The organism is Cupriavidus sp. 05N39, from assembly GCF_056397325.1.
Map to the genome: position 1 here is coordinate 60550 of NZ_JBFTNE010000015.1, position 13871 is coordinate 74420.

The following is a 13871-nucleotide window of genomic DNA, read 5'->3' on the forward strand; positions in this document are numbered from 1 at the left end:
CTGCCGGCGGCGCCACAATGGAAAAAGCCCACCCCGTTGCCGGGGTGGGCTTCCTTTTGCCGGTGCCCGGGACGGACCCGGGTTGCCAGCCAGGTTGCCTGCTATTTAGGCAGACAGGCGCTTGGCCAGCGCGGCCTTGGCATCCACCAGGGCTTGCGGCAGGTTGTGCTTGAGTTGCGTGAACAGTTCCTCGTGCAGCGCCAGTTCCTGTTGCCAGGCGGCGTGATCGATGGAGGTGACCTGGTCGAACTGCTGCTTGGTGAAATCCAGGCCTTGCCAGTTCAGGTCCTCGTAGCGCGGCGAGGTACCGAACACGTGGTCACTGCCCTGGCCACGGCCTTCGACGCGGTCGATCATCCACGACAGCACGCGCATGTTCTCGCCGAAGCCCGGCCACACGAAGTTGCCGTCCGCGTCCTTGCGGAACCAGTTGACGCAGTAGATGCCCGGCAGCTTGGCGCCGCTGGCTTCCAGCTTCTTGCCCAGCGCCAGCCAGTGGCCGAAGTAGTCGCTCATGTTGTAGCCGCAGAACGGCAGCATGGCGAACGGGTCGCGGCGCACCACGCCTTGTTGGCCGGCAGCGGCGGCGGTGGTTTCCGAGCCCATGGTGGCGGCCATGTAGACGCCTTCGGTCCAGTTGCGGGCTTCGGTCACCAGCGGCACCGTGGTGGAGCGGCGGCCGCCGAAGATGAACGCGTCGATGGCGACGCCAGCCGGGTTGTCCCAGTTCTCGTCGATCGACGGGCACTGCACGGCCGGCGCGGTGAAACGGGCGTTCGGGTGCGCGGCCTTGGCGCCGGTTTCCTTGGCGATGGCCGGCGTCCAGTCCTTGCCCTGYCAGTCGATCAGGTGGGCCGGAGCTTCCTTGCTCATGCCTTCCCACCACACGTCGCCGTCGTCGGTCAGCGCGACATTGGTAAAGATGACGTTTTCCTTCAGGGTGGCCATCGCGTTGAAGTTGGTCTTCTCGCTGGTGCCCGGCGCCACGCCGAAATAGCCGGCTTCCGGGTTGATGGCGTACAGGCGGCCGTCCTGGCCCGGCTTGATCCAGGCGATATCGTCGCCGATGGTGGTGACCTTCCAGCCCTCGAAGCCCTTGGGCGGGATCAGCATGGCGAAGTTGGTCTTGCCGCAGGCCGACGGGAACGCCGCGGCCACATGGTATTTCTTGCCCTCGGGCGAGGTCACGCCGAGGATCAGCATATGCTCGGCCAGCCAGCCTTCATCGCGGCCCATGGTCGAAGCGATACGCAGTGCGAAACATTTCTTGCCCAGCAGCGCGTTGCCGCCGTAACCCGAGCCGTAGGACCAGATCTCGCGCGTTTCCGGGAAATGCACGATGTACTTGGTGGCGTTGCACGGCCACGCCACGTCCTTCTCGCCGGCAGCCAGCGGCTTGCCCACGGTATGCACGCACGGTACGAACTCGCCATCGGTGTCCAGCACGTCGAACACGGCGCGGCCCATGCGCGTCATGATGCGCATATTGACCGCAACATATGGCGAATCCGACAGTTCCACGCCGATGTGGGCGATCGGCGAGCCCAGCGGGCCCATCGAGAACGGCACCACATACAGGGTCCGGCCGCGCATGCAGCCATCGAACAGGCCGGCCAGCGTCTGGCGCATTTCCGCCGGGGCGGTCCAGTTGTTGGTGGCGCCGGCATCTTCCTTCTTCTGCGAGCAGATGAAGGTGCGGTCTTCCACACGCGCCACATCGGACGGATCGGACAGCGCCAGGAACGAGTTCTTGCGCTTGGCCGGGTTGAGGCGCTTCATGGTGCCGGCGGCGACCATCTGCTCGCACAGGCGGTCGTACTCTTCCTGCGAGCCGTCGCACCAGTGGATATTGTCGGGTTTGGCGAGGGCCGCGAACTCGGCAACCCAGGCAATCAGCTTCTGGTGCTTGACCCAGGCTGGAACGTTGAGTGCGGGCGTGCCCTGCATTGTGGGGTGGTTCATACTGCAACTCCAAAGCGTAGAGAGAATTCTTGCAAAGCCTGGCCCGCACTGCCACCGCCGGAAACGGCTGGCGGCGAGCCTCCTTGCCAGAGCAGACCGCGGCGGCTCGCCGCTGGTTCCGCGCCGGGCCGGTGGATCGTCACATCCCGTTACAACTCCACAGCGACCGGAACTGCGCAAAAGGTCGCGGCTGGCCCTGCGGCTGCGCTACAGTGGCGCTTCGCCCATGACAGGGGCCGGCAAGCATTGTCCGACGCGGTCCGGGTGGCGGGAGCGAGGCTCGACCGACAATCCGTTCCCGAATCGGAACCGGCAAGGATACCACTGCCGCACGCCGCTGTTTTTTGCTCCGCAGCAATGTTCGTGCGCGATTCCGGCCTTGTCGTTTTGTCCCGTTTCCCTGTCTGGCGGCGCACTTCCGTTGTTGTGCCGAATTGTTCTCGCCGTTCCCGCTGCGCCCCGCATCCACCGCGGTGTCGCGCGACAGGTGGTAAAAACTATAACGTTGATGGGTGCCCTGTTCTGTGGGTGGGCGCACCTTGCGATTGCCAAACCAGAGTTTCCGATGAAGATTGCCGTACTCGACGATTATCAGGATTCCGTGCGCAAGCTGTCTTGCTTCAGCCTGCTTGACGGCCATGACGTCAAGGTGTTCAACAACACCGTCAAGGGCGTCGGCCAGCTGGCCGCGCGCCTTTCGGACGTGGAGGCCGTGGTGCTGATTCGCGAACGTTCGCGCATCACCCGCCAACTGCTGGAAAAACTACCCAAACTCAAGATCATCAGCCAGACCGGCCGCATTGGCAGCCATGTGGATGTCGAAGCCTGTACCGAGCGCGGCGTGGCCGTGCTCGAAGGCGCGGGCTCGCCGGTGGCCCCGGCCGAACTCACCTGGGCCCTGATCATGGCGGCCCAGCGCCGCATTCCGCAGTACGTGGCCAGCCTCAAGCATGGCGCCTGGCAGCAGTCCGGGCTCAAGTCCACCACCATGCCGCCCAACTTCGGCCTGGGACAGGTGCTGCGCGGGCAGACGCTCGGGATCTGGGGCTACGGCAAGATTGGCAAGTTGCTGGCGGGCTATGGCCGCGCCTTCGGCATGAACGTACTGGTCTGGGGACGCGAGAACTCGCAGAAAAGCGCCCGCGAGGATGGCCTGGCCGTGGCGGAGTCGCAAGAGCAATTGTTTACCGAAAGCGATGTGTTGTCGCTGCATCTGCGCCTTAATGACGAGACGCGCGGACTGGTCAAGCTGGCAGACTTCTCCCGCATGAAGCCGACCGCGCTGTTCGTCAACACCAGCCGGGCCGAACTGGTGGAGGAAAACGCCCTGCTGACCGGTCTCAACCGCGGCCGCCCCGGCATGGCGGCGGTCGACGTGTTCGAGTCCGAACCCATCCTGCAGGGCCATGCCCTGCTGCGCATGGAAAACTGCATCTGCACGCCGCACCTGGGCTATGTCGAGCGCGAAAGCTACGAGATGTACTTCCGCATCGCGTTCCAGAACATCCTCGATGTGCTGTCCGGCAAGCACGACAGCATCGCCAACCCCAAGGCGCTGACGCCGGCGTTGTCGCGCTAGGCGCTAGGCGCCAGGTGCGGCTGAACCGCCTGCCGGATGGCCCAGCTTTACCGGGCACAACTGGTAAGGCCGCGCGTCCGCGCCGATGAAGGCATCATAGGTGCGGCAGCCTCCGGCCTGGAGCACCAGACCATAGCGCAGCAGGCCGGGGCTTTGCAGCGCCACTTCCGCCCGATCTTCGGCGGCAAGGTCGCTCAGGTCCTGCGGCAGCGGGGCCAGGGTGCAGGTGGCGCCTTCGCCGCCCGGCTGTGGCGCGGCCAGTTGTGCATGGACGCGCAGCCGGCCAAGTGCCGAACCCAGCATCTTGCAGAGGCTGCCATTGGCCGACACCCCGATTCCCGCCAGCGAATCGTTCATCCGCGCCACGCTCTGCGCACGCCAGTTCACATTTGCGGGCAGCAGCGCGTAGGCCTGGCCCGGCCGCTGGGCCAGCATGGCTTGCACGCGCCCGACATAGGCTGGCCCTTCCGGAAAGTTGGAGTTGAGCGCTGCAAATGTCACTGCAGCCGGAAATTGCGTTGCCAGCCATCCTTGGGCCACAGCCCCGCCAGTCAGGAAGACGGTGGTATTTGTGTCAAGCGGCACATCCGGGAGCGTGAGTCTGAAGGCCTGCCGTGCCCAGGATTCGTGGCCCCAGGTTTTCATGCCAGTCAGTGCGGCAAGCGCCACCATGGCGAGCGCAATGGCACCCGTGCGCCCGGCCGCACGGGCTGGCAGCAGGCGTTGCACCACCAGCCAGACGGCGAGGGGCGCCAGCAGCTCCATGGCGACGCAATAGCGGTAGATGCTGAACAAAGCCAGCCAGGTCAGGAATGCCGCTGCCACGAACGCCAGCACCAGGCGCGCTTGCGGCGCGAGCGGCGGCAAGTCAGCGCTGGCGGCGCCTGACGGCTTGCCGCGCCACGCCCGCCAGCCGGCGCGCACAGTCCAGCAGCAGACCAGCGCATACAACAGCGGCCACACGAACGGCCGCGTCGGCACCTCGCCCACGCGCTTGGCATCGGCGACGATGACGAAGGGAAACATCACGGCTTCCATCGCGCTGCGTGGCAGCCACCGCGTGTCCGCCACCGAGATCGGCGCCGCCAGCGTGTTGTGGAAAAACGCATTGAACTGCGGAAAGAGCGGATTGGCGAAATTCGACCACATCAGGGCGAACCAGTATCCCGCGGTCAGGGCGATCCCCGCCAGCACGCCCAGCCCGAACACCCAGGCCAGCCAGAGCCGGCGCGGCCAGCGCAGCGGCAGGCTCAGCATGGCAGCGCAAAGCGCTACCGCGTAGATGGCATTGGTCAGCTTCAGCCCGGTGGCTGCGCCCACCAGCACACCGGCTGCCGCGGCCAGAGCCCAGGCGGCATGGGCGCTCCCCAGGCGCTCCCAGCCGTGCAGCAGCACGGACAAGCCGGCCAATACGAGCAGTGCCGTGGCATTGTCGCCCATGGTGTTGCCCAATTCCGACAGGTAGCCCGGTCCCAGGCAGCCCGCCAACGCAAGCAACAAGGCCACTGCGCTGCCATGCCGCGTCTGTTCCTGGCCTGCCCCGGCCGGCACCAGTACCCGCCGGGCAATGCCAAACACCAGCACGAAGGCGAGCCCGTGCAGCACCCCCATCGCAAACCCCGCCAGGGGCGCGGGCCAGTACTGCGTCATCAGCCAGTACGGGATATCCAGCAGCGGGTTGAAGTAGCTCTGCATTTGCGCTGGCGCCAGGTCGGTGCCGATGCGGCCCTTCAGCAATGCGTACGGGTTGTACAGGTGATAGTTGAGCAAGTCCCAGTTGCGGTCCTGGCCCAGCGCGAGAGAAAACAGGCCGAAGGCGAGCGGTACCAGGATGCACGCCAGCAACGGGGCGCGCGGCTGCTGCAGCCGCATGAAGGTCCGGGACACAAGCGCGGCGAGGCGGGGGAAGACGGGCATGGTTGACGGGGTGGGCTGCCGCGCCAAGGGCGGCAGGGATTCAGGACTTCTTGCGGAATACCCAGTATTTGGCGGACAAGAAGTTGAAGACCAGGCCGCAACCCGTGCCGAAGGCAACCGCCAGCAACGGCGCCCAGGCGGCGGCGGGCAGGCGTGCGATCACGACACTGTAGGCGGCCAGGTTGATGACGCCGCCGGCGGACATCGCCACCAGATAGCGCCACCACTCGTGCCAGGCCGATTCTCCTGGCCGCGTCGGGAACGTAAGGCGGCGATTGATGCGCCAGGTGACGAAGACCGCGACCAGGAAGGACAGCAGGCGCCCCAGGTAGTGGCCGGCGCCCAGTGCCAGGGCGCCATATAGCACGCCGCTATCGACGACGAACCCGGTTGCCCCCGCCAGGGCGAACGTGAGCAGTTGCTTGCGAATCACGGTGCGGCAACTGGCTCGGCGGGCGGCGTGACCGGTGCCTGCGCGGTGACCGCCGGGGGGGCAAGCGGCGCGGGTAGGCTCAAGTAGGCGAGCCGTTTCATCTCCAGGCGGCCACGCGTAACCGTGTCGAGCACGATGCCGCAAGTGAGCAGGATGATGCCCAGCAGGACCAGGGCCACGCACACCAGCGCCGTTGGCAGGCGTGGCACCAGGCCCGTGCGTAGGTAGGTTTCGAACAGCGGCACAGCCAGGATCACTGACAGCAGTGAGCAACCCATGAAGCCGGTGGAGAAGAAAGCCAGCGGCTTCTCCGACTTGAACAGACGCAGGATGGTCATCAGGATGCGCCAGCCGTCCCGGTATGTATTGAGCTTGCTCTCCGAACCGGTCGGGCGCGAATAGTAGATGGTTTCCTGTTCCGCCACGGGCATGCGCTGCTCCAGCGCGTGCACCGCCAGTTCGGTCTCGATCTCGAAGCCGGACGAATGCGCCGGAAACGACTTCGCATAGCGGCGCGAGAAGATGCGGTAGCCCGACAGCATGTCCGTGAAGGTGCGGCCAAACAAGGTAGCGGCAAAACTGGTCAGCAGCACGTTGCCAAAGCGGTGGCCGAAGCGATAGGCCGCTTGCTCTTCGCTGACGCGCGCGCCGACCACCATGTCCAGGCCCTCGGCGCACAGGCGGTGGACCAGTTCCGGGGCGACGCTGGCGTCGTAGGTGCCATCGCCGTCCACCATGACATAGACGTCGGCATCGACATCGGCAAACATCCGGCGTACGACGTTGCCCTTGCCCTGCAGGGGTACCGAGCGTACCACTGCGCCAGCGGCGCGCGCCTGGGCGATCGTGTCGTCGCTGGAATTGTTGTCAAAGACGTACAACCCGGCATCCGGCAGGTATTGGCGGAACGATTGCACAACGCCGGCAATGGTCGCCGCTTCGTTGTAGCAGGGGATGATGACCGCCACGCGGGGCGGATTGAGTTCGGGCATACAGGGTGGGGAATTACAGCAGAAAGTGCCGGAGCGGCCGACGGCCAGGCGCTCGGGAAAGCCGATACGCTACCGACTGGCGCGGGATTAATCAAGTCGGATACCCGGCACCCGGTCGTTCCCCCTGCCGCGCCTGAGTGCGCTGCGCTCAACGCGAACGAAACAAAACCGCTACACTCGGGAGATTCCGCGCGGCCTCTGGCCGCGCTTTTCGTCCTTCCACCGTCTCCTACCTGCCCCGGTCGCCATGGATCCCAGGCTCTTGATGCTGTGCCTTGGCAATTTTGTCATCGGTACGGGCGCGATGATCGTCACCGGCATGCTGAATCACATCGCCGGCGACTTCCAGCTTGGCGCCGGCACCGCCGGGCAGCTGATCTCCGTGTTCGCGCTGGCCACCTGCGTGGGCGCGCCGCTGTTCGCCACGCTCGGCTCGCGCATCGACCGCCGCTTGCTGCTGGCGGGCTCGCTGCTGGTGTATGCCGTGATGCATGTGGCGGCGGCCTTTGCCCCAAGCTTCGCCAGCCTGATGGCGATCCGTTTCCTGACCGCGATCGGGGCTGCCATCTACACGCCGCAAACCGCCGCGACCCTGCCGCTATTGGTCAATGCGCAGACGCGCGGGCGTGCCATCAGCTTTGTATTCCTGGGGTGGAGCGTCGCCAGCGTGGTCGGCGTGCCACTGGGTACCTGGATCGCCAGCACGCTGGGATGGCGCTTCAGCATGGGGCTGGTGGGCCTGCTGGCGCTGGGCGCGGCGGTGGGCGTATGGCGTGCGCTGCCGCCCCGGCTCTACGTCGAACCGGTGGGGCGGGCAGCCTGGGGCGCGGTGCTGCGCCACACGCCGATGGTGCTGGTAGTGACCACTACCATGATCCAGTCGGCCGGCATGTTCACCCTGTTTACCTATATCGCGCCGCTGCTGCGCGACGTGCATGGCATCAGCGGCGGCGCGCTCAGCCTGATGTTCCTGGCCTACGGTGCCTGCGGTGTCAGCGGCAATGTGCTGGCGGCTTCGCGCATGGACCGGGTAACGCCCGCCCGCATTGTCCTGTTTGCCATGCTGACTTCGCTGGCGGCCATGCTGCTGTGGCCGCTGGCGACGCTGGGGCCGGTGGCGCTGGTGCTGATCTTCATGCTGTGGGGCGTGGGCGGCTTTGCCACCAACAGCGCGCAACAGGCGCGGCTGGTGGCTTTGGCGCCAGAGCGCGCTTCGGTATCGATCTCGCTCAACTCCTCCTCCATCTATCTCGGCCAGGCCCTGGGCGCCATGGGCGGCGCGGCGATCTACGCCACCGCCGGCGCCAATGCCCTGCACTGGGGCGCGGCGGCGCTGATGCTGCTGGCGGTGGTGGTTTCGCAACGGGCGAGTGCCTTGGGCTGCCTGTGGCGCAGCCGAAAAGCGGTGCAGCCGCAGGCCTGACGCAACCCGGCGCCTCCCGGCCGCCTGGCCGTGCGGCGCCGCACACGGGGCATCCGCCTGGCGCCGCCCTCCCCAGACTCGCCGCGCTAAGATGGGAGAAAAACGACCAGGGGAGACGTCATGAGCACACCCAACGGCATGCGCCTGCTCGCCATCAATGTCGGCAGGGCCCTGCCGCTCTTCGTGGCGGCGGCGGGTACCGAGGCGGTCGTGATGTCGGGCATCCGCAAGCACCCGCTCAGTACCCTGCTCCATCCGCTCGCGGTCGCGGTGCGCCCGCTCGGGCTGGCGGGTGACGAACAGGCCGACCTGAGCGTGCATGGCGGGCTGGATAAAGCGGTCTATGCCTACCCCGCCGAGCACTTCGCCTGGTGGAACGAGCGGCGCCGGGAAGCTCACCTCCCCGACGCCGCCAGGCCGCTCGCCTACGGTGCCATGGGCGAGAACCTGACCCTGGAAGGCGTGCTGGAGACCGATTTGTGGGTGGGGGACCACCTGCGGATCGGCGATGTGCTGCTCGAAGTGGAGTCCCCGCGCCGGCCCTGCTACAAATTGAATGCGGTGATGGGCTACCGGCACGCGGTCCAGCACATGGTGCAAAGCGGCTATTCGGGCATCTATCTCAGCGTGGTGACGCCGGGCCAGCTCCGGGCGGGCGAAGCGGTACGCATCGAGCCGGGACCGCGCGAAGTATCGATTGCCAGCATCAATGCCAGGCAACGCAATGGCCGCCAGAGCCAGCTTTTCTGATAATGTTTGACTCTCGATACAAGCAGGCATCCATCCCTGTAATACTTTGTAATGGCATGGATGGCAGGGGCACTAGCGGTCGAAGCCCCTGATCCTGTACTAGTAGCAGTTTTGTCGCGGCGCGGCACCGGACCCCAGAAGCCGGGCCGCCGGGGAGCGGGCGCATTCGTGCGCGCACTGTAAGAGAGTCCACACATGAAAACGAACGGGATCGACCAGGCCAAGGGCTTTGTCGACGGCAAGTGGAGTCCGGCCATGGGTACCGGGAAAGGACGTGTTTCACCATGGATGACCGGCGCGGTCCTGATCGCGCTGACCATAGGTGGATGGTTCGGCTGGCGCGCCTGGATGGCGCCCAAGCCGGCGGCCAAGGCGCCCCCCGTGGTGGTGGTCAGCACCGCCCTGGTGCAGCAGGGCGACGTGCCGCTGCGGGTCACGGCCAACGGCACGGTGAGCGCGCTCGCCACGGTGGAAATCCGCCCGCAGGTGTCGAGCACGGTGCGCACTGTCCATATCAAGGAAGGCCAGACCGTCAAGCCTGGCGACCTGCTCTTCACGCTGGATACCCGCATGGACGAGGCCAACCTCGCCAAGGCGCAGGCCCAGCTGATGCGTGACCAGGCCGACTTGTCCGATGCGCGCCGCACGCTGGCGCGCAGCAAGGAACTGCTGGAGCGCAACTTCATCTCCAAGAGCGCGGTGGATACCGCACAGGCCAAGGTCGACGGCTTCGAGGCCACCATCCGCGCCGACCAGGCCGCCATCGAGGCCAGTCGCGTGGCGGTCAGCTACGGCGCCATCCGCGCCACCATCGGCGGGCGCACCGGCGTGATCAACATGTTCCCCGGCTCGCTGGTGATGCCCAACAGCGCTCTGCCGATGGTCACCATCGCCCAGGTACAGCCTATTGCCGTCACCTTTACCTTGCCCGAGCGCCAGCTCGCCGCGCTGCGCGAGGCGCTGCACGCCGGCCCCGTCGCTGTCACCGCCCTGCCCAACGACGGCAGCAAGGTCCCGGTGACCGGCAAGATCAGCTTTGTCGACAACACGGTGGACCCGCAGTACGGCAGCATCCGCATCAAGGCGCAGTTCGATAATGAATTGCAGCGCTTGTGGCCGGGCACCTACGCCAACGTGGAGGCGGTGGTGCAGACGCTGAAGGATGCGCTCTCCGTGCCGCCGCAGGCGGTGGTGACCGGACCCGAGGGGCGCTTCGTCTACGCCGTGCAGCCAGACAGCCGCGTCAAGCCGATGCCGGTCAAGGTGCAGGTCTCGACCGCCAGCGCCGCCGTGATCGAAGGCGTGGCGCCAGGCACGCGCGTGGTGGTCGAAGGCGCGCAGAACCTGCGTGCCGGCAGCCTGGTGCGGGAAGCCACGCCAGCCGCCAAGGCAGGTGCCGCCAGCGCGGCGGCCGCCGACGCCAGGCATTGAGCCCGGGGCGCTGACATCATGACCCTGTCCGAGCTCTGTATCCGCCGTCCGGTGATGACGATCCTGCTATGCCTGGCAGTGATCGTCACCGGTATCGCGCTCTATCCCACCATCCCGATCGCGGCGCTGCCGTCATTCAATTCGCCGGTGATCCAGGTCACCGCCACGCTGCCAGGGGCCAGCCCCGAGACCATGGCGGCCTCGGTGGCGACCCAGTTGGAAAAGCAGTTCGCCACCATCCCCGGCGTGTCGGTGATCAGTTCGTCCAACACGCTCGGCAACTCCAGCATCACCATCGAGTTCAACAACGACCGCGACATCGATGCCGCGGCCGTGGACGTGCAGGCGGCGCTGTTCCGCGCGCAGCGCGCGCTGCCCATCGAGATGACGGTGCCGCCGTCGTACCGCAAGGTCAACCCTGCCGATGCGCCGGTGCTGCTGCTGGCGATCAACTCGCCGGCCATGAGCCTGGCCGAGCTGAATGCCTTCGGCGACAACCTGATCTCGCCCAGCCTGGCTACCCTGCCGGGTGTGGCGCAGGTGCAGGTGTTTGGCCAGAAGCGCTTTGCGGTGCGCGTGCGTGCCCACCCGGATGCCCTCGCCGCGCGCGGCCTCACGCTGGACGAACTGGCCACGGCGCTGAACCGCGCCAACGCCAACACGCCAGTCGGCACGCTGGACGGCGCGCGCCAGACGCTGACCATCCAGGCCAACCGCCAGCTCGCCAGCGCCGATGCCTTCCGCAACATCATCGTGGCCAGCCAGCCCAGCGGGGCGCTGGTGCGGCTGTCCGACGTGGCGGACGTGGAAGACAGCGTCGAAACCATCAAGACCGGCAGCTGGCTCAACAACGAACGCTCGATCGTGCTGGCCGTGCTGCGCCAGCCCGACGCCAATACGGTGGCGGTGGTGGACGCCATCAAGAACGCGCTGCCGCGCCTGATCCAGCAGATGCCGGACTCGGTCAACGTGAGCGTGGTCAACGACCGCTCGCAATCGATCCGCGAGTCCATCCACGATGTGCAGTTCACGCTGGCCCTCACCGTGGGGCTGGTGGTGATGGTGATCTTCCTGTTCCTGCGGCGCGCCGCCGCCACGCTGATCCCCACCGTGTCGCTGCCGATCTCGCTGATCGGCACGGTGGCGCTGATGAAGGCCTTCGGCTACAGCCTGGACAACGTCTCGCTGTTGGCCATCACGCTCGCCGTGGGCCTGGTGGTGGACGATGCCATCGTGATGCTGGAAAACATCGTGCGGCACATCGAGGAAGGCGTGCCTCCGCTCAAGGCCGCGCTGGTCGGCTCGCGCGAGATGGGCTTCACCATCCTGTCGATCTCGATCTCGCTGGTCGCGGTGTTCATCCCCATCTTCTTCATGCCGGGCGTGATCGGCTTGTTGTTCCATGAATTCGCCGCCGTGGTGTCGCTGTCGATCCTGGTCTCGGCGCTGGTGTCGCTGACGCTGATCCCGATGCTGTGCGCGCGCTTCCTGTCGGCCGAGAACGTGCCGATCGACGAGTCCCAGCACGCCTATGGCGACCATGCCGGCGCGGCCCATGCGCCAGCCATCAAGCAGAAGCAGACCATCGGCCTGCGCTCCACCCAGTGGTTCGAAAACCTGTTCGAATTCACGCTGCACCGCTACGCGCGCGGGCTCGACTGGTGCCTGGCGCACCGCAAGTCGGTGCTGGCGGTGGCCGGCCTGACCTTCGTGCTGACGGCCGTGCTGTTCGCGACCATTCCGAAGGGCTTTTTCCCGGAAGAAGACATCGGCCAGATCCAGGTCAACGCCGAAGGCCCGCAGGACATCTCCTTCGACGCCATGGCCGACCGCCTGCGCGATGCCGCGGAGCGCATGCGCAAGAACCCCGCGGTGCGCAGCATCGTGGTGTCGATCGGCGGCGGGCCCTCCCCCGCCATCAACACCGGCCGCATGTTCGTCGAGCTCAAGCCGCTCGGCGAGCGGCCCAAGATGGCAAAGGTAGTGGAGTCGCTGCGCAAGGATGTCTCCGGGATCGCCGGGCTGGCGGTTTACTTCTCGCCGGTGCAGAACCTGCGCCTGGGCGGGCGCCAGAGCAAGAGCCGCTACCAGTACACGCTGCAGAGCGTGAAGGCCGGCCAGCTGCAGGAGTACTCCGACAAGCTGATGGGCAAGATGCGCGCCGACCCGCTGTTCCGCGACGTCACCAGCGATTCGCAGCAGTCGGGCCTGGAAGCGCAGCTCTCCATCGACCGCGACAAGGCCAACGCGCTGGGCGTGCAGATCCAGGACGTGCGCCAGGCGCTGTATTCCGCCTTTGGCGAGCGCCAGGTTTCCACCATCTACACGCCGATCGACAACTACTACGTGATCCTGCAGGCGGCCGATATCGACCGTGCCGACGAGACCGCCTTCTCCAAGATCTACGTGCGCAGCAAGACCGGGCAGATGGTGCCGATCTCGGCCTTCGCCACCACCGAGCGCCGGGTCGGGCCGATCGCCGTGAACCACCAGGGCCAGTTGCCCTCCGTGACGGTGTCGTTCAACCTTGCGCCGGGCGCGGCGCTGGGCAATGCCTCGTCCAGGATCGATGCCTACAAGCAGGAGATCGCCATGCCCACCGCGATCTTCACGAGCTGGGGCGGCGACGCTGCGGTGTTCCAGTCCTCGCAGGCGACCCAGGTGCTGCTGCTGGTGGCGGCCATCGCGGTGATCTACACGTTGCTGGGCGTGCTGTATGAAAGCTACATCCATCCGCTGACCATCCTGGCAGGCCTGCCGTCGGCGGCGGTGGGCGCGCTGCTCACGCTGTTCATCTTCAACGTGGAGTTGTCGCTGATCGCCACCATCGGCGTGCTGATGCTGATCGGCATCGTCAAGAAGAACGCCATCATGATGATCGACTTCGCGCTGGCGGCGCAGCGCGAACAGGGCATGGCCCCGGCGCGCGCGATCCGGCAGGCCTGCCTGCTGCGCTTCCGCCCGATCATGATGACCACCCTGGCGGCCATCATGGGCGCCCTGCCGCTGGCTCTGGGCCTGGGCGCCGGCGCCGAACTGCGCCAGCCGCTGGGTTTGGCGGTGGTGGGCGGCCTGCTGTTCTCGCAGGTGATCACGCTGTTCATCACGCCGGTGATCTACCTCGCGCTGGATCGCTTCTCGGGCACCGGCCCGCTGCAGATCGATGCGGAGGGTAATCGGTTGCCGGCCCTGGTGGGCGGGGAAGTGGCGCCGCAGCGCTGAGCCTTCCTTTCTCCTTGGCCCCGCCGTCGCGGGGCCAAGGGATTTCGTGCGCATCCGCCGCCCAGCGGCGGTGCGGTATGCAAGATCGACCACGAACCCGAGAGAGAGAGTAAAGCTCGGCGTCCGCCGCGAAGCTTTGCTTCACCAAGACAGTGACCTTCG

At 66.5% G+C, this 13871-nt stretch carries 9 protein-coding genes; 5 read left to right on the forward strand and 4 right to left on the reverse strand.

Features of this window, described 5'->3' with window-relative positions:
• Nucleotides 1–105: 105 nt before the first annotated feature.
• Nucleotides 106–1962 (reverse strand): phosphoenolpyruvate carboxykinase (GTP), encoded by a 1857-nt coding sequence (locus tag AC1DN0_RS10020; RefSeq protein WP_477145686.1) that lies wholly within the window; start codon nucleotides 1960–1962, stop codon nucleotides 106–108.
• Nucleotides 1963–2527: 565 nt separating this feature from the next.
• Here AC1DN0_RS10020 and AC1DN0_RS10025 point away from each other — a divergent pair.
• Nucleotides 2528–3541: a D-2-hydroxyacid dehydrogenase family protein gene (locus AC1DN0_RS10025; protein WP_035865572.1), complete on the forward strand. Its 1014-nt coding sequence runs from the start codon at nucleotides 2528–2530 to the stop codon at nucleotides 3539–3541.
• Between the two features lie 3 nt (nucleotides 3542–3544).
• Here AC1DN0_RS10025 and AC1DN0_RS10030 read toward each other — a convergent pair whose 3' ends face one another.
• Genes AC1DN0_RS10030 through AC1DN0_RS10040 form a run of 3 tightly spaced genes read right to left on the reverse strand, consistent with a single transcriptional unit; the run spans nucleotide 3545 to nucleotide 6883 of the window.
• Nucleotides 3545–5458 carry a hypothetical protein gene (locus AC1DN0_RS10030; RefSeq protein WP_441634307.1) on the reverse strand — a complete coding sequence of 638 codons (1914 nt, stop codon included), beginning with the start codon at nucleotides 5456–5458 and terminating at the stop codon, nucleotides 3545–3547.
• A gap of 40 nt (nucleotides 5459–5498) precedes the next feature.
• Complete coding sequence (locus AC1DN0_RS10035) at nucleotides 5499–5891, reverse strand: GtrA family protein (RefSeq protein ID WP_441634309.1); 393 nt, start codon at nucleotides 5889–5891, stop codon at nucleotides 5499–5501.
• Nucleotides 5888–6883 (reverse strand): glycosyltransferase, encoded by a 996-nt coding sequence (locus tag AC1DN0_RS10040; RefSeq protein WP_428178334.1) that lies wholly within the window; start codon nucleotides 6881–6883, stop codon nucleotides 5888–5890. Before AC1DN0_RS10040 ends, AC1DN0_RS10035 begins: the two co-directional genes overlap by 4 nt.
• A 247-nt stretch (nucleotides 6884–7130) precedes the next feature.
• On the opposite strand from AC1DN0_RS10040, the gene AC1DN0_RS10045 reads away from it, so the two are divergent.
• The 4 genes from AC1DN0_RS10045 (at nucleotide 7131) to AC1DN0_RS10060 (ending at nucleotide 13709) form a co-directional block, all read left to right on the forward strand.
• Nucleotides 7131–8306: an MFS transporter gene (locus AC1DN0_RS10045; protein ID WP_441634311.1), complete on the forward strand. Its 1176-nt coding sequence runs from the start codon at nucleotides 7131–7133 to the stop codon at nucleotides 8304–8306.
• A 120-nt stretch (nucleotides 8307–8426) separates the two neighbouring features.
• Complete coding sequence (locus AC1DN0_RS10050) at nucleotides 8427–9056, forward strand: MOSC domain-containing protein (RefSeq protein ID WP_441634313.1); 630 nt, start codon at nucleotides 8427–8429, stop codon at nucleotides 9054–9056.
• A gap of 195 nt (nucleotides 9057–9251) precedes the next feature.
• On the forward strand, nucleotides 9252–10487 hold the full coding sequence (locus AC1DN0_RS10055) for an efflux RND transporter periplasmic adaptor subunit (protein WP_477103010.1): 1236 nt from the start codon (nucleotides 9252–9254) through the stop codon (nucleotides 10485–10487).
• Between the two features lie 18 nt (nucleotides 10488–10505).
• Complete coding sequence (locus tag AC1DN0_RS10060) at nucleotides 10506–13709, forward strand: efflux RND transporter permease subunit (RefSeq protein ID WP_441634317.1); 3204 nt, start codon at nucleotides 10506–10508, stop codon at nucleotides 13707–13709.
• Nucleotides 13710–13871 lie beyond the last annotated feature (162 nt).